The sequence below is a fragment of the Thauera sp. genome, assembly GCF_035444905.1.
In the GTDB taxonomy this organism is placed as follows: Bacteria; Pseudomonadota; Gammaproteobacteria; order Burkholderiales; family Rhodocyclaceae; genus Thauera.
Window position 1 is genome coordinate 1 of record NZ_DAOMPS010000024.1, and the last position, 17,245, is coordinate 17,245.

General features: G+C 65.9%; 11 protein-coding genes and 1 rRNA gene. 6 read left to right on the plus strand and 6 right to left on the minus strand.

The features are described 5' to 3' along the window. A 16S ribosomal RNA gene (locus PLC66_RS11970) occupies positions 1-812 on the minus strand; the annotation flags it as partial. A 430-nt stretch (positions 813-1,242) separates the two neighbouring features. Next, complete coding sequence (locus tag PLC66_RS11975; RefSeq protein WP_324540662.1) at positions 1,243-2,652, minus strand: hypothetical protein; 1,410 nt, start codon at positions 2,650-2,652, stop codon at positions 1,243-1,245. 243 nt (positions 2,653-2,895) lie between these two features. Between PLC66_RS11975 and PLC66_RS11980 the strand changes: the two genes are divergently transcribed. Together PLC66_RS11980 and PLC66_RS11985 are read left to right on the plus strand one after the other, a co-directional pair. Next, a complete protein-coding gene (locus PLC66_RS11980; RefSeq protein WP_324540663.1) occupies positions 2,896-3,690 on the plus strand; it encodes a thymidylate synthase in 795 nt (264 codons plus the stop codon). Next, positions 3,687-4,184: a dihydrofolate reductase gene (locus PLC66_RS11985; RefSeq protein ID WP_324540665.1), complete on the plus strand. Its 498-nt coding sequence runs from the start codon at positions 3,687-3,689 to the stop codon at positions 4,182-4,184. Before PLC66_RS11980 ends, PLC66_RS11985 begins: the two co-directional genes overlap by 4 nt. 81 nt (positions 4,185-4,265) lie before the next feature. Here the strand turns inward: PLC66_RS11985 and PLC66_RS11990 are convergent, their stop codons facing one another. From PLC66_RS11990 to apbC, 3 genes are all read right to left on the minus strand, one after another. Then, positions 4,266-6,509: an Orn/Lys/Arg family decarboxylase gene (locus PLC66_RS11990; RefSeq protein ID WP_324540668.1), complete on the minus strand. Its 2,244-nt coding sequence runs from the start codon at positions 6,507-6,509 to the stop codon at positions 4,266-4,268. 149 nt (positions 6,510-6,658) lie between these two features. Then, complete coding sequence (gene dcd / locus PLC66_RS11995) at positions 6,659-7,225, minus strand: dCTP deaminase (RefSeq protein WP_324540670.1); 567 nt, start codon at positions 7,223-7,225, stop codon at positions 6,659-6,661. 152 nt (positions 7,226-7,377) lie between these two features. Continuing rightward, positions 7,378-8,469: an iron-sulfur cluster carrier protein ApbC gene (gene apbC / locus PLC66_RS12000; RefSeq protein WP_324540671.1), complete on the minus strand. Its 1,092-nt coding sequence runs from the start codon at positions 8,467-8,469 to the stop codon at positions 7,378-7,380. Positions 8,470-8,628: 159 nt separating this feature from the next. On the opposite strand from apbC, the gene PLC66_RS12005 reads away from it, so the two are divergent. From PLC66_RS12005 to PLC66_RS12020, 4 genes are all read left to right on the plus strand, one after another. Next, positions 8,629-9,210: an OmpA family protein gene (locus PLC66_RS12005; RefSeq protein WP_324540673.1), complete on the plus strand. Its 582-nt coding sequence runs from the start codon at positions 8,629-8,631 to the stop codon at positions 9,208-9,210. A gap of 124 nt (positions 9,211-9,334) precedes the next feature. Further along, positions 9,335-11,515, plus strand: a complete 2,181-nt coding sequence (gene metG, locus PLC66_RS12010; RefSeq protein WP_324540675.1) for a methionine--tRNA ligase — start codon at positions 9,335-9,337, stop codon at positions 11,513-11,515. Between the two features lie 136 nt (positions 11,516-11,651). After that, a complete protein-coding gene (locus PLC66_RS12015) occupies positions 11,652-13,343 on the plus strand; it encodes a SulP family inorganic anion transporter (protein WP_324540677.1) in 1,692 nt (563 codons plus the stop codon). Then, a complete protein-coding gene (locus PLC66_RS12020) occupies positions 13,336-13,644 on the plus strand; it encodes an acylphosphatase (protein ID WP_324540679.1) in 309 nt (102 codons plus the stop codon). Before PLC66_RS12015 ends, PLC66_RS12020 begins: the two co-directional genes overlap by 8 nt. A gap of 50 nt (positions 13,645-13,694) precedes the next feature. On the opposite strand, the gene dnaE is transcribed toward PLC66_RS12020, so the two are convergent. Beyond that, on the minus strand, positions 13,695-17,201 hold the full coding sequence (gene dnaE / locus PLC66_RS12025) for a DNA polymerase III subunit alpha (protein WP_324540681.1): 3,507 nt from the start codon (positions 17,199-17,201) through the stop codon (positions 13,695-13,697). Positions 17,202-17,245: the final 44 nt, after the last annotated feature.

The following is a 17,245-nucleotide window of genomic DNA, read 5'->3' on the forward strand; positions in this document are numbered from 1 at the left end:
TTAGGGCGTGGACTACCAGGGTATCTAATCCTGTTTGCTCCCCACGCTTTCGTGCATGAGCGTCAGTACAGGCCCAGGGGATTGCCTTCGCCATCGGTGTTCCTCCGCATATCTACGCATTTCACTGCTACACGAGGAATTCCATCCCCCTCTGCCGCACTCCAGCGATGCAGTCACAAAGGCAGTTCCCAGGTTAAGCCCGGGGATTTCACCTCTGTCTTACAAAACCGCCTGCGCACGCTTTACGCCCAGTAATTCCGATTAACGCTCGCACCCTACGTATTACCGCGGCTGCTGGCACGTAGTTAGCCGGTGCTTCTTAGTCCGGTACCGTCATCCAGCGACTATGTTAGAGTCGCCGATTTCTTCCCGGCCGAAAGAGCTTTACAACCCGAAGGCCTTCTTCACTCACGCGGCATGGCTGGATCAGGCTTGCGCCCATTGTCCAAAATTCCCCACTGCTGCCTCCCGTAGGAGTCTGGGCCGTGTCTCAGTCCCAGTGTGGCGGATCATCCTCTCAGACCCGCTACAGATCGTCGCCTTGGTGAGCCTTTACCTCACCAACTAGCTAATCTGACATCGGCCGCTCCAATTGCGCGAGGTTCCGAAGAATCCCCCGCTTTCCCCCTCAGGGCGTATGCGGTATTAGCTACGCTTTCGCGTAGTTATCCCCCACAACATGGGCACGTTCCGATGCATTACTCACCCGTTCGCCACTCGCCGGCAGGCCGAAGCCCCCGCTGCCGTTCGACTTGCATGTGTAAAGCATGCCGCCAGCGTTCAATCTGAGCCAGGATCAAACTCTTAAGTTCAATCCAGCAAAGTACTCAAAATACTGACTTTAATCAGCATGAGCACCTAATCATTGCGAAACCAAAGCAACCGAAGTCACTTTCGACCACAACCACCAAGCACCCACACTTATCGGTTGTTCAATTTTTTAAAGAGCGCTGCAGTCGCTGCAGCAGAGAAACGAGATTATGATCAACTTCAAAATCACTGTCAAGCATCCGAAGCATCTTTTTTTACCGCCGCCCGACTCAACCGCCGAACAAAGTGCCCACAAACACCCGCCTCGCCCCCCCTCTCCACCACCGAATCGCCTTCCGAAGAAACCGCTGCAGCGCTGAAGAGGTGCGCATTATAGACCCCCAACAAACAACGTCAACACCCAGGAAGAATCGAAAAATCTATGCGCGGATAATCTGGAATGAAGCAAGCGCGAAGCCACGGCTGGGTGGCTCACAGGACCTGGAAGGCAGACAGCTGGTAATCGGACTCGACTCGCTTGGCTTCGAGAAAATGCAGCTTGTAAACAGCGCCATCCGCCTTCATGAATACCGTGTCATCCGCGCCGAGGGCTCCAGGCGGCAGGATGAGGCGCACGGCCTCTCCCTGCTGCGGCGCATCACAGAGCACCGCATCGATGGCGCGCTGCCCGTCATCCACCGTCACCAGCATCGGTTTGCGCGCGAGCAGTTCCAGCCCCAGGCCAGCGCAATCGGGCCACATGCGCAACCGCTGAACGACGGCGAGTTGCCAGCCGTCGCCATCGGTGAAGTGCACACCAAGCAGTTCTCCGATATCCGGCCAGGCGCCGCTCGGATCGCTGGAGGCGAGTACATAAAGGCCGTTGCGGCTGAAGTCGCGGGCCTTCCAGGCGCGAACAACGGCCGGCCGCGATCCCCCAAGGATGCCCCTGCACTGCTCAAGGCCGCGCGCAACCTCCAGACCGGCGTCCTGCGGGTAGCGACGCCGCAGGCGCAGCGGCGGCCGGGTCGACCATTGCCGGCGAAGATATCTGATCGCCGCGAGCACTGTGTCGGCAGGCAGCTTGCCAAGCACCGCCGGGACCTTGCCGACCAAGAGCTGGGCCTCGAAATCGGCGAGCAGTTCGTCCGCAGACCACGGCACGAAGTAGAGCGCCGCCGCATCGCGCCCGCCAGACTGCCGCACCGGCGGCTGGCCGGACTCGGGGCACACCACATATTGCGGGTGTGGCGCGGGCGTTCTACTCAAGGAAACGAAGGGCAGACAAAGGTCGATGAGGTGAATCAGCACGATCGCAGTCCTGAGATCGAACTGGTCGAGGTTCGCGCTGTGATAGGCTACCGCACGCACGTACTCACGCGCGACGCCGGGCACATCCCCTGCCACCAGTGCGGCGGCGCGGGCCTCGCGGTCGTCCGCGTAGAGCGCACCAAGGCGGTGCCAGAGCAACCCGTCCGGACTGAACCGATCACAGGCCGACCACTTGAGGGCCTCAACCACGCTGGTTGCCAACCTCAAGCGGACCACGCCGTTGCCTGCGGTGTTTCGGCTCGCCGACGGCACGCACCAATAGGCATCACACACGGCGAGGGAGGCATCACGGACCCCCGCAAGCCAGCGCACCCACCATGTCGCATCCCGAGCGCCGGCATCCTCGGCAAGCTGGGCCGGGCCGACAGGCGCGGAACGCTCGATGGCAACCCGCAGCGCATCGTCAAACGCCGAAGCGATGTAGAGCCCCGCAGCTTCGGCCTTCGGGCTCCCGGGCTTGTACAGGGCGCGCAGCGTCGCGGTGGCAGCCTCCAGACCGACCACGGCATTGCCCCCGCCCGCCAGCACGCCGGCGGGGGTAAAGTCGAGCGCTGTGCCTTTGTTGTCCACCACTGATTCTCCAGGACCCGCGGCGCACACGAGGGTCGCCGAGTCACGCCTGTCGCCACCTCCGGCCGCCCACTCGGGCACCAGCAAGGGACCAAGCATGTTGACGCGCGAGCTTAGCACAATGTCCAGATCATATGCGGAGCCTCACGATGACGCTCCATCGCACGCTCGTCCACCACGCACGATCGTGCGCGGCAGGCACCGCTTTGCACGTTAAAATCGGCACTTTTTCAGGATGCTTCGATGCGACAGTACCTCGACCTGATGCGTCACGTGCTTGAGCACGGCGACGCCAAGACCGATCGCACGGGAACGGGCACGCTGTCGGTTTTTGGCTGGCAGATGCGCTTTTCGCTGCGCGACGGCTTTCCGCTGGTGACCACCAAGAAGCTGCACACCCGCTCGATCATCCACGAACTGCTGTGGTTCCTGCAGGGCGACACGAACATTCGATATCTCAAGGAGAACGGGGTATCGATCTGGGACGAGTGGGCCGATGCCAACGGCGAGCTGGGCCCCGTGTATGGAAAGCAGTGGCGACGCTGGGAGACCGCCGACGGTCGCAGCATCGACCAGATCATCCGCCTGATCGACGGCCTCAAGCGCAACCCCGACTCGCGCCGCCACATCGTGTCCGCATGGAACCCGGGCGAAGTCGACAGCATGGCCCTGCCCCCTTGTCACGCGCTGTTTCAGCTCTATGTCGCCAACGGCCGGCTGTCCTGCCAGCTTTACCAGCGCAGCGCGGACATCTTTCTTGGCGTGCCTTTCAACATCGCCTCCTACGCGCTGCTCACGCACATGATTGCGCAGGTGTGCGACTTCGAAGTGGGCGATTTCATCTGGACCGGGGGCGACTGCCACCTCTACCTGAACCACCTCGACCAGGCGCGCGAGCAGCTTGGTCGCGCGCCGCGCGCCCTGCCGCGCTTGAAGCTGAATCCGGCGGTGAAGGACATCCTCGCCTTTAGCTTCGAGGATTTCAGCCTCGAGGGCTATGACCCACATCCTCACATCAAGGCTGCCGTTGCCGTATGAACAAGACACCTGAAATCGTCATCGTCGCTGCGCTGGCCCGCAATGGCGTGATCGGCCGCGACAATGGCCTGCCCTGGCGGCTGAAGGCCGACCTTCAGCATTTTCGCGCGCTCACCATGGGCCACCCCATCCTGATGGGCCGCAATACCTGGGAGTCACTCGGCCGCCCGCTGCCGGGGCGGCGCAACCTGGTGGTCACGCGCGACACCACATTCAAGGCGGATGGCGCCGAAGTCTTCACCGACCCCGAAGCCGCGATCGCCGCCGCTGCGGACGCCGAGCGCCTGTTCGTGATCGGTGGCGCGCAACTCTACAAGACGCTGTTTCCGCGGGCCGAGCGGTTGGTGTTGACCGAGGTCTGGGCCGACGTCGAAGGCGACGCGCACTTCCCGATGTTCGACCGCTCGGACTTCGTCGAGGAGCGCCGCGACGTGCGCACCGCGGACGCCGACAACGAGTACGACTACGACTTCGTGGAATACCGCCGCCGCTGAAGGGCGGCGCCGCACGCGCCTCCTTACGCACGAAGGGCCGCAAACTTGCGGCCCTTCGCTTTTCCGCCCCGGCGCAGGCGATCAGTCGGCAACGCAATCCACGTGGTAACGCCCGTCCTCGCCCTTCACCAGGCCGTGGATGTCAGTCTCGAAGCCGGGGAAACGTGCGTTGAAATCACGCGCGAACTTCAGGTAGCGCACGATCGTGGCATTGAAGCGCTCGCCCGGGATCAGCAGCGGGATGCCCGGCGGGTAGGGCGTGACCAGCATCGCCGTGACGCGCCCTTCGAGCTCGTCCAGTGCCACACGCTCGATCTCGCGGTGGGCCATCTTGGAGAAGGCATCGGCCGGCTTCATCGCCGGCACCATGTCCGACAGGTACATCTCGGTGGTCAGGCGGGCGATGTCGTGCGACTTGTAGAAGCTGTGGATCTGGTTGCACAGATCCTTCAGACCCACGCGCTCGTAGCGCGGGTGCTTGGCGATGAACTCGGGCATCACGCGCCATAGCGGCTGGTTGCGGTCGTAGTCGTCCTTGAACTGCTGCAACTCGGTCACCATGGTGTTCCAGCGGCCCTTGGTGATGCCGATGGTGAACATGATGAAGAAGGAGTAGAGGCCGGTCTTCTCGACGATGATGCCGTGCTCGGCCAGGTACTTGGTGACGATCGCCGCCGGAATGCCGGTGTGCTCGGCAAAGTCGCCGTCCATGTTCAGGCCCGGGGTGATGATCGTGGCCTTGATCGGGTCGAGGATGTTGAAGCCCTCGGCCAGATCGCCGAAGCCGTGCCAGCGCTCGCCCGCCTTCAGCGTCCAGTCCTCGCGACTGCCGATACCCTCTTCGGCCAGGAACTCCGGCCCCCACACCTTGAACCACCAGTCGTCGTCGCCGAATTCAGCATCGACCTTGCGCATCGCGCGGCGGAACTCGACCGCTTCCGACAGCGATTCGTTGACCAGCGCGGTGCCGCCCGGCGCCTCCATCATCGCCGCCGCCACGTCGCAGGACGCGATGATCGCGTACTGCGGCGAGGTCGAGGTGTGCATCAGGTAGGCCTCGTTGAAGATGTCGCGGTCGAGCTTGCGCGTCTGCGAGTCGTGCACCAGGATCTGCGACGCCTGGCTGAGGCCGGCCAGCAGCTTGTGGGTGGACTGGGTCGAGAACACCATCGACTCACGACAACGCGGACGGTCCTCGCCGATCGCGTGGTAATCGCCATAGAAGTCGTGGAAGGCCGCATGCGGCAGCCAGGCCTCGTCGAAGTGCAGGGTGTCGATCTCGCCGTCGAGCATGTCCTTGATCGTCTCGACGTTGTACACCACGCCGTCGTAGGTCGACTGGGTGATGGTCAGGATGCGCGGCTTCTTGCTCTTGGCCTCGCGCGCGAAGGGGTTGGCGTCGATCTTCTTCTGGATGTTCTCGATCGCGAACTCCTCGAGCGGGATCGGGCCGATGATGCCGTAGTGATTGCGCGTCGGCGTCAGGAACACCGGCACCGCCCCGGTCATGATGATCGAGTGGAGGATGGACTTGTGGCAGTTGCGGTCGACGACGACGATGTCGCCGGGCGCGACCGTGGTGTGCCACACCATCTTGTTCGAGGTCGAGGTGCCGTTGGTGACGAAGTAAAGATGGTCGCAGTTGAAGATGCGCGCCGCGTTGCGCTCAGAGGCCGCCACCGGGCCGGTGTGATCGAGCAGCTGGCCGAGTTCGTCGACCGCATTGCACACATCCGCGCGCAGCATGTTCTCGCCGAAGAACTGGTGGAACATCTGCCCCACCGGACTCTTCAGGAAGGCGACGCCACCCGAGTGCCCGGGGCAGTGCCACGAATACGAACTGTCGGCGGCATAGTGCACCAGGGCGCGGAAGAAAGGCGGTGCCAGCGAATCGAGATAGTTCTTCGCCTCGCGCACGACGTAGCGCGCGATGAACTCCGGCGTGTCCTCGAACATGTGGATGAAGCCGTGCATCTCGCGCAGCACGTCATTGGGGATGTGACGTGTGGTGCGCGTCTCGCCGTGCAGGAAGATCGGGATGTCCGCGTTGCGCAGGCGAATCTCCTGGACGAAGGCACGCAGGCCTGCGATGGCCTTGTCGGACGCCTCGGGTGAGGAAAACTCTTCATCGTCGATCGACAGGATGAAGGCAGAGCCGCGGCTCTGCTGTTGCGCGAAGGAGGTGAGGTCGCCGTAGCTGGTTACCCCCAGCACCTCGATGCCCTCCTCCTCGATCGCCTTGGCGAGCGCGCGGATCCCCAAGCCCGAGGTGTTCTCCGAGCGGAAGTCCTCGTCGATGATGATGATGGGGAAGTGGAATCTCATCCTGGTCGTCTCCAGCGGGGTCCTTGCGGGACGGACAAAGCACGCAGTTTACTCGTCGAGCGTTGCCTGCGCGTTACCGAAAGTGGTTCGAAAAAGCACAAGGGGCCGTCAGGCGGCCCCGTCGATGCAATGGTGGCGCACGCCGGCGATCAGATCTTGGGCAGGGTGACGCCGGTCTGGCCGAGGTACTTGCCGCCCCGGTCCCTGTAGGACGTCTCGCACACCTCGTCGGACTCGAAGAACAGCATCTGCGCCACGCCCTCATTGGCGTAGATCTTGGCCGGCAAGGGTGTGGTGTTGGAGAACTCGAGCGTCACATGCCCCTCCCACTCGGGCTCGAGCGGCGTGACGTTGACGATGATGCCGCAGCGCGCGTAGGTGCTCTTGCCCAGGCACACCGTCAGCACGCTGCGCGGGATGCGAAAGTACTCTACCGTGCGCGCCAGGGCGAAGGAATTGGGCGGGATGATGCAGACGTCGCCGGTGAAGTCGACGAAGTTGCGCGCGTCGAAATCCTTCGGGTCGACGATCGTCGAGTTGATGTTGGTGAAGATCTTGAATTCGTTCGCCACGCGTACGTCGTAGCCGTAGCTCGAGGTGCCGTAGGAGACGATGCGGCCGCTGTCGTTGCTGCGCACCAGTTCCGGCGCGAAAGGCTCGATCATGCCGGCCTCTTGGGCCATGCGGCGGATCCACTTGTCGGACTTGATGGACATCGGCGCGCTTCCAGTGCGGCCCGGGGGCCAGTTCAAAGAGGCGTGAGTTTAGGCCAAGCGCCGCGCGGGCGAAAGAGCGCCGCAATCGAGGCGTGCTGCAATGCAACAACCTGGACCCAGCCCACGCCGTCCGCGAACGGCTCCTGTCGTGCTCAGGTGCTCTTGATGACGATGTTGGGAAACTTGTGCGTCATGTCCTTCGACTTCTCGGCGATACGCACCGCCACCTTGCGCGCGATCTCCTTGTACAGCGCGGCGATGCGGCCATCGGGGTCGGCGACCACGGTCGGCGCGCCGCTGTCGGCCTCGGAGCGGATCTGGATGTCGAGCGGCAGCGCGCCCAGGAAGGGGATGCCGTACTCGGCGCACATCCTCTCGCCACCGCCATGGCCGAAGATGTGCTCCTCGTGGCCGCACTTCGAACAGATGTGGATGCTCATGTTCTCGACCACGCCGAGGATGGGCACGCCCACCTTCTCGAACATCTTCAGGCCCTTGCGCGCATCGAGCAGGGCGATGTCCTGTGGCGTGGTGACGATGACCGCGCCGGTCACCGGCACGCTCTGCGACAGCGTGAGCTGGATGTCGCCGGTGCCCGGCGGCATGTCGATGACGAGGTAGTCGAGGTCGTGCCAGGCGGTGTCCTTCAGCATCTGGTTGAGCGCCTGCGTCGCCATCGGGCCACGCCACACCATCGGCGTATCCTGCTCGATCAGGAAGCCGATCGACATCGCCTGCAGGCCATAGGCCTCGAGCGGAATCATGGTCTTGCCGTCGTCCGACATCGGGCGCTGGTCACCGATGCCCAGCATCTGCGGCTGCGACGGGCCGTAGATGTCGGCGTCCAGGATGCCCACGCGCGCGCCTTCCGCCGCCAGCGCCAGCGCCAGGTTGACCGCGGTCGTGCTCTTGCCGACGCCACCCTTGCCCGATGCCACGGCGATGATGTTGCGCACGCCCGGCAACAGCTTCACGCCCTGCTGCACCGCATGCGCCACTACCTTGCTGCTGACGCGCGCCTCGACCGCCGTCACGCCGGGCAGCTTGCCCAGCGCTGCGGTGAGCAGTGCGCGGATCGGCTCGTGCTGGCTCCTGGCCGGATAACCGAGCTCGACGTCGAAGCGCACGCTGCCGCCTTCCACGACCAGGTTGCGGATGCAGCGACCGCTGACGAAGTCCTTGCCCGTGTTCGGGTCGATGACCTGTCGGAGCGCTTCGGTTACGGTTTCCTGATCAAGACTCATCGCGTTTTCCTCGATAATCGCTAAACCCGCTGCCGGGCGAAAGTCGCAGAATCATACCGGAGCGCGGCGTTTGACTCACCCGCGCCGCGAACAGGGTTTCCCCGGCAGGCAAGGCCATCGACACCGGCCCCAGCCTCCTTTCCGACCAGCCAACCATTCATGAACCCGTTCCAAGTCACCTCCCGCCTGTTCGCCAGCCTCGCCGCACTCCTGCTCGCCGCCTGCGCCACCCCTGGTCCCGCCCCGGGCAGCGCAGTGGACGACCCGATCCATCGCCACGCCCTGGTGCGCACGACCAGCCCGGCGCCCGACTGGGCGGCGCTGCGCGCAGACCTGGTGGCCGTCGCCGCCACGCTGCCCGGCATCGAGATCAGCCCGGTCGAGCACCAAGGCATCAACCTGCAGATCCCGGTCGCCGACGGTTTCCCCTCTGCCAGCACCGAGATCCGGCCCTCGCTCGCGCGCGCGCTCGACGCCATCGCGCCCATCCTCGCGGACAGGCCAGGTGCCGCGGTTCAGGTGATCGGCCACACCGACAGCCAGGGCAGCGAAATGGTCAATCTGCGGCTGTCGATCGCCCGCGCCGAGGCCGTCGTCGAGCATCTGCGCCAGCGCGGCATCGCTCTCGAGCGCCTGAGCGCCGACGGCCGGGGCGAGGCCGACCCGCTCACCAGCAACGCCACCGAGGAGGGTCGAGCACGCAATCGCCGGGTCGAACTGCTGCTACGCAACATGCCCTGACCCGCGGCCGGGTTCGCGATCCGAGACCGCGCGCGCCAGACATCGCCCACGCACGGGCGCCGTCCGCCGTACGTCGAGGCCGGCGTTTGCTAAACTCGCGCTCTTTGATCCGCGCCAACCGACCATGCCCCGCAAGCTCCTCGTCACCAACGCTCTGCCCTACGCCAACGGCGACATCCACCTCGGCCACCTGGTGGGCTACATCCAGGCCGACATCTGGGTGCGCTACCAGCGCATGCGCGGCCATTCGGTGCATTACGTGTGTGCGGACGACACCCACGGCACGCCGGTCATGCTGCGCGCCGAGAAGGAAGGCCTCACCCCCGAGCAACTCATCGAGCGCGTGCACGGCGAGCACCTGCGCGACTTCACCGCCTTCGGCGTCGCCTTCGACAACTACCACTCCACGCACAGCAGCGAGAATCGGTTCTACGCCGAGGACATCTACGGCAAGCTCAAGGCCGGCGGCCTCATCGACACGCGCTCGATCGAGCAGTACTACGACCCGGTCAAGGAGATGTTCCTGCCCGACCGCTTCATCAAGGGCGAGTGCCCCAAGTGCGGCGCCCCTGACCAGTACGGCGACAACTGCGAGGCCTGCGGCGCGGCCTATGCCCCCACCGAGCTCAAGAATCCCTACTCGGCGGTGTCCGGCGCCAAGCCGGTGCTGAAGACCTCCGAGCACTACTTCTTCCGCCTCTCCGACGAGCGCGCGGTGGCCTTCCTGCGCGAGTGGACCCGCGGCACCAACGCTGCCGGCGAGCGCCGCCTGCAGATGGAGGCCGCCAACAAGATGAAGGAATGGCTCGGCGAGGAAGGCGAGAACACGCTCTCCGACTGGGACATCTCGCGCGACGCGCCCTACTTCGGCTTCGAGATTCCCGGCGCGCCGGGCAAGTACTTCTACGTCTGGCTGGACGCGCCGATCGGCTACCTCGCCAGCTTTCGCAACCTAGCCGCCAAGCGCGCCGCCGCGGGCGAGACGATTCCCCTCGAGGACTACACCGACGCTGCCCGCGCCGCCGCGGCCGGCACCGAGATGGTGCACTTCATCGGCAAGGACATCCTCTATTTCCACGCCCTGTTCTGGCCCGCGATGCTCAAGTTCGCCGGCTACGCCACGCCCAGCCAGTTGTGCGTCAACGGCTTCCTCACCGTCGATGGCGCCAAGATGAGCAAGAGCCGCGGCACCTTCATCACCGCGCACTCCTACATCAGCCAGAAGCTCAACCCCGAGTGGCTGCGCTACTACTTCGCCGGCAAGTCGAACGGCACCATGGAAGACGTCGACCTCAACCTCGACGACATGATCGCCAAGGTCAACGCCGACCTCGTCGGCAAGTTCGTGAACATCGCCAGCCGCTGTGCCGGCTTCATCGGCAAGCGTTTCGACGGCAGGCTGGGCGAGGTCGATGCCGCCGCCTGTGCCGACTTCGCCGCCGCCTGGGCCGATGGCCGCATCGCCGCCGCCTACGACGAGCGCGACTACAGCCGCGCGCTGCGCGAGATCATGCGCCTGGCCGATCTCGCCAACCAGTACGTGAATGACCACAAGCCCTGGGAGCTGGCCAGGCAGGAGGGCCAGGAAGCCCGCCTGCACGCGGTATGCAGCACCGCGCTGACCATGTTCCGCGACCTCACCCGCTACCTCAAGCCGGTGCTGCCGGCGCTCGCCGCGCAGGTCGAGACCTTCCTCGCCATCGCGGCGATGGACTGGCGTGGCGAGTGGGCGCCGTTGCCCGCCGGCCACGCCATCCAGGCCTACAGCCACCTGATGACCCGCGTCGAGCGCAAGCAGATCGATGCGCTCCTCGAAGCCAATCGCGAGTCGCTCGCGCCTGTCGCCGCCGCGCCGGTCAAGGACGCCGCGGTGGCCAAGACCGCCTCCTCGCAGCAGCGCCACGCCGAGAAGCAGCAGCACGCCGCACAGGCGGCCGAGACGCCCTCGGCCCACATCTCGATCGACGACTTCACCAAGGTCGACCTGCGCATCGCGAAGATCGTCAACGCCGAGCACGTCGAGGGTGCGGACAAGCTGATCCGCCTCTCGCTCGACATCGGCGAGACCGACGAGGCCGGCCAGCCGAAGCCGCGCCAGGTCTTTGCCGGCATCAAGTCGGCCTACGATCCGGCCACGCTGATCGGGCGCATGACGGTGATGATCGCCAACCTGGCGCCGCGCAAGATGAAGTTCGGCATGAGCGAGGGCATGGTGCTGGCCGCCTCGGATGCCGAGGGCAACACGCCCGGCCTCTTCATCCTGTCACCCGACGCCGGCGCCCTGCCCGGCATGAAGGTCAAGTAAGGCTCCGCCCTCATGCCGCTCACGCCCTCGAAACGCTGGATGGTGCTGCACCATGCGGGTCGAGGGCGGCTGTCTCCCTAGCGCCGCCCAGGCGGGCGGCCTTGCAAGCCTCGTCCAGATTTGCAACGGAGACAGCATGAAGATCCAGTTCCGCCCCAAGCTCCTCGACACCCTGCAGGGCTACGACCGCGCCAGCACTGCAGGGGACATCTCCGCCGGCATCACCGTCGGCGTGCTCGCCCTGCCACTGGCGATGGCCTTCGCCATCGCCAGTGGCATGTCGCCCACCGCCGGCATCTGGACGGCCATCGTCGCCGGCTTCCTGATCTCGCTGCTCGGCGGCTCGAGGGTGCAGATCGGCGGCCCCACCGGCGCCTTCATCCCCACCCTCTACGCCATCGTCGTCGACCATGGCGTGCAGAACCTGCTCATCGCCACCATGATGTCGGGCGTGCTCCTGTTCGCCATGGGCGCGCTGCGCCTGGGCAGCATGATCCGTTTCATCCCGCTGTCGGTGGTGATCGGCTTCACCAACGGCATCGCGGTGGTGATCTTCATCTCGCAGATCAAGGACTTCCTCGGGCTCAAGGTCGATAACCTGCCGGGCGAGTTCTTCGCCAAGATGGAAGCGCTGTGGGCGGCGCTGCCGAGCATCGAGGCCGCCACCGTCGCCGTCGCCACGGTGTCGCTCGCCATCCTGGTGGGCTGGAACCGGCAGGCGGCACGCACGGCCTGGATGCGCCGCCTGCCCGGCCCGCTGGCAGTGCTGATCATCATGACGGCGGTGAATGCCCTGTTCGCCCTGCCGGTCGACACCATCGGCAGCCGCTTCGGCGGCATCCCGCAGGAGATCCCGGCCTTCGGCCTGCCCGAGCTGAGCCTGGGCACGCTGGGCAAGCTGATCACGCCCGCACTGACCATTGCGCTGCTCGGCGCAATCGAGTCCCTGCTGTCGGCCCGCGTCGCCGACAGCCAGATCGACGACCGCCACGACCCCAACCAGGAGCTGATGGCCCAGGGCGTGGCCAACGTCGCCGCCCCGCTGTTCGGCGGCTTCGCCGCCACCGGCGCCATCGCGCGTACCGCCACCAACATCCGCAGCGGCGGTCGTACCCCGGTCGCCGGCATGATCCACGCCGCTGTGCTGCTGGCGATCGTGCTCGTGCTGGCGCCGCTGGCGAGCCACATTCCGCTCGCGACGCTGTCGGCCATCGTCGTCATCGTCGCCATCAACATGGGCGAGTGGCACGCCTTCGCCCCCAGGGAGCTGGCGCGCTACACGCTGCAGTACCGCACCATCCTGCTCGGCACCTTCTTCACCACGGTATTGTTCGATCTCACCCTGGCGGTCGAGATCGGCATGGTGCTGGCAAGCCTGTTCTTCATCTACCGCATGTCCGACCTCACCCGCATCGAGCGCGTGCCGCTCGAGGACTACTATGGCGCCGGCGCGGTCTCGCGCGCGGACGGCACGCCGCGCATCCTCGCCTACAAGATGTTCGGCAGCCTGTTCTTCGGCGCGGCCAACAAGCTCGAAAACCTGCTGCTGATGCAGCATGGCCACCCGGATGTGGTCATCCTCGACATGGACAAGGTCATCAGCATCGACACCACAGGCCTCGACATCCTGCAGACCCTGCACCGCAACCTCGGCAAGCGCGGCGCCTACCTGGTACTGTGCGGATTGAACTCGCAGCCCGGTTCGCTCGTCTTCCGTTCGGGTTTCCTCGACCAGCTCGGTGACCAGAACGTCGCCGAAAACCTCACCGCCGCGCTGATGCGCGCCCAGCACCTGAGCGGCAAGGACCCGGAGATCGCCTATGCCTGAACAATCCAGGCTTCAGCCAACCGAGATCAGCAGCCGCCGGCTCGACATCCATGGCCGGGTGCAGGGCGTGTGGTACCGCGCCAGCGCGCAGACCGAAGCGACACGTCTGGGCCTGCGCGGCTGGGTGCGCAACCGTCATGACGGCCGTGTCGAGGCACTGGTCATCGGCGAACTCGCCGCGATCGAAGCCTTCATCGACTGGGCGTACCAGGGGCCGCCCAAGGCCGAGGTCACCCGCATCGACATCAGCGCCGCCGAGGTGGAAGCCACCGACGGCTTCGAACAGCGCCCGACCGCCTGAGCGCCACGCGCCCGGGCGTAGCCGCGGCAGGCCCCCGCCGGGGCGAGACTTCAAGCCGGATAGACGACCTCGACCGCCTCGGGCGGCAGCCACTCGCGCAGGCTCTCGAGCAGGGCGTCGTCCAGGCGCACGCGCCAGCCATCGCCCAGCGGCAGGTCCGCCTCGGCGGCCTCGTTGCGGTAGCTGACGCGGATGGGGCAGCCGCCTTCACGGAAGGGCTCGAGCAGGGTCTGCAGCTTGCCGGCGGCGGCCACCGGCCCGCCGCTGCTGCCGACCTCGCCATTGATGCGCAATTGCAGCGCGCGCGCAAAGCGGCTACGCGCCTCGCCCAGCGTCAGCAGCCGATCGGCGATGATGCGCAGCCCGCCCGAGAAGTCGTCGTTGCTGACCTTGCCTTCCACCACCAGCACCTCGTCGGTGAGGATCTTGCCGCGGCTGGCGTCCAGCACCTCGGAATACACCATGACCTCGCGCGGCTGCGTGCCGTCATCGAGCGTCACGAAGGCCATCTTGCCGCGGTTGCCCATCTTGGTCCGCGTCTCCATGACCACGCCGGCCAGCATCGTAATGTCGCGCGAGGGCTCGATCTGGGCCAGCGTGCGGCGCACGAAGCGGCGCACCTCGGCCTTGAATGCGTTGAAAGGATGGCCGGAGAGGAAGAAGCCGATCGCGAGCTTCTCTTCCTTCAGCCGCTCGCGCTCGCCCCACGGGCGGATGCGGGCAAACTGCGGGGCGGCGCCGGCCGCCTCCGGCAGCAGGTCGAACAGCCCGCCCTGCATCGCATTGGCCGCGGCCTGCTCGGCCGCCTCCATCGCCAGCGCCACGGTCGCCATCAGTTGCGCGCGGTCCAGTCCTGCGTGCCCCGCCAGCGTGTCCATCGCCCCGGCGCGGATCAGGGCCTCGATCACGCGGCGGTTCACCATGCGGCGGTCGACACGCTCGCAGAAGTCGAACAGGTCGCGGAACTCGCCACCCTTGTCGCGCGCACCCAGGATCGCGCGCACCGCCGGCTCGCCCACGCCCTTCACCGCGCCCAGGCCGTAGCGGATGGTCTTGCGATCGACCGGCACGAAGCGGTAGTCGGAGGCGTTCACGTCCGGCGGTAGCACTGCGATGCCGTTGGCGACGGTGTCCTCGTAGAAGATCTTGACCGTGTCGGTGTTGTCGAGGTCGGACGACATCGTCGCCGCCATGAAGGCCGCGCAGTGATGCGCCTTGAGCCAGGCGGTGTGGTAGGTGACGACCGCGTAGGCCGCGGTGTGCGACTTGTTGAAGCCGTACTCCGCGAACTTGGTCATGAGGTCGAAGAGTTGCTCGGCCAGCGCCGGATCGTAGCCCTTGTGCTTGGCGCCCTCGGCGATGGTGGCGCGGTGCTTGGCCATCTCGTCGGCCTTCTTCTTGCCCATCGCGCGGCGCAGCATGTCGGCGCCGCCCAGGGTGTAGCCGCCGATGATCTGGCTGATCTGCATCACCTGTTCCTGGTACACGATGACGCCGTAGGTCGGTTCCAGGCAGGCTTTCAGATCCGGGTGGAAGTAGTCGATCTCCTGCTGGCCCTTCTTGCGCAGGATGAAGTCGTCCACCATGCCCGAGCCGAGCGGCCCCGGGCGGTAGAGCGCGAGCACCGCGATGATGTCCTCGAAGCGGTCGGGCGCGAGCTTCTTCAGGAGCTTCTTCATGCCGTCCGATTCGACCTGGAAGATCGCCGTGGTGTTGGCGTCCTTCAGGATCTGGTAGGCGGCGGGGTCCTCGAAGCCCAGGCTCATCAGGTCGGGGCGGCTGCCCGTCATGCGCGCGATGTACTCCAGCGCGAGCTCGATGATGGTGAGGTTGCGCAGCCCGAGGAAGTCGAACTTGACCAGGCCGACCGCTTCGACGTCGTCCTTGTCGAACTGCGACACCGGCGTGGCGTCGTCGCCGTCGGCGATGTAGAGCGGGCAGAAGTCGGTGAGCTTGCCGGGCGCGATCAGCACCCCGCCCGCGTGCATGCCGACGTTGCGACTCAGGCCCTCGAGCGGCTGCGCCAGCCCCCACAGGGTCTGGATGGCCTCGCCGTCGTTGCCGTCCTTCATCATCTCGCCGATCTGCGGCTCCATCTCGTAGGCCTTGTTCAGCGAGACGGGCTTGGCGCCCTCGATCGGGATCAGCTTGGAGAGGCGGTCGCACAGGCCATAGGGCAGGTCCAGCACGCGGCCGACGTCGCGCACCACCGCCTTCGAGGCCATGGTGCCGAAGGTGGCGATCTGGCTCACCGCGTCCTTGCCGTAGCGCTCGCGCACGTACTCGATGACGCGGTAGCGGTTGTCCTGGCAGAAGTCGATGTCGAAGTCGGGCATCGACACCCGCTCGGGGTTCAGGAAGCGCTCGAACAGCAGGGCGTATTCCAGCGGATCGAGGTCGGTGATGTCGAGCGAATAGGCCACCAGCGAGCCGGCGCCCGAGCCGCGGCCCGGGCCGACGGGGACGCCGTTCTTCTTGCCCCAGCGGATGAAGTCGGCAACGATCAGGAAGTAGCCTGGGAAGCCCATCTGGATGATGGTGTCGGTCTCGAACTTCAACCGCTCCTCGTAGCGCGGGCGCTGGCGCTCGCGCTCCTCGGGGTCGGGATAGAGCTGGGCGAGGCGGCGCTCGAGGCCGTCCTTCGCTTCCTGGACGAGGAAGTCGTCCAGCGTCATGCCGTCGGGCGTCGGGAACAGCGGCAGGAAGTTCTTGCCCAGCTGCACCGTCAGCGAGCAGCGGCGGGCGATCTCGACCGCGTTCTCGAGCGCCTCGGGGAGGTCGGCGAACAGCGCGCACATCTCGGCCTGGCTCTTGAGGTATTGCTCCTCGGTGAAGTCGCGCGGGCGGCGCTTGTCCGCCAGCACGTAGCCCTGCGCGATGCACACCCGTGCCTCATGGGCCTGGAAATCCTCGCGCTTCAGGAACTGCACCGGGTGGGTCGCCACCACCGGCAGCCCAAGGCGGCCGGCGATGTCCACCGCGTGGCGGATGTAGCCCTCGGTGCCGGGGTGGCCGGCACGCTGGACCTCGATGTAGAAGGCATCGGGGAACAGGCGCGCCCAGTCGGCGGCGAGTTGCTCGGCGAGCGCCAGGTTGCCGGCGGCGATCGCCGCGCCGACGTCGCCGCTCATCGCGCCGGACAGGCACAGCAGCTCGCTCGCGGCGCCCTCTTCGAACCAGGCGCGGCGCATCTCGGCGCGGCCGCGGTACTTGTTCTCCATGTAGGCACGCGTCAGCAGCTCGCACAACTGGCCGTAGCCCGCGCGGTTGCGGCAGATCAGCAGCACCCGGTGGGGCTTGTCGCGCTCGGCCTCGTTCTGGATCCAGGCGTCCACGCCGACGATGGGCTTGATGCCCTTGCCGCGCGCGCCCTTGTAGAACTTGACCATGCCGAACAGGTTGGCCAGGTCGGAGACGCCGAGCGCCGGCATGCCGTCGGCCGCGGCGGCGGCAATCGCCTGGTCGAGCTGGACGATGCCGTCGGTGATCGAGTATTCGGAGTGAAGACGGAGGTGGACGAAGCGGGGTTCGGCCGAAGTGCGGGCAAGGGCATTCATGGGCGGGATTTTACCCGAGGCGGCCGCCCCGCCCTCGCCCGATC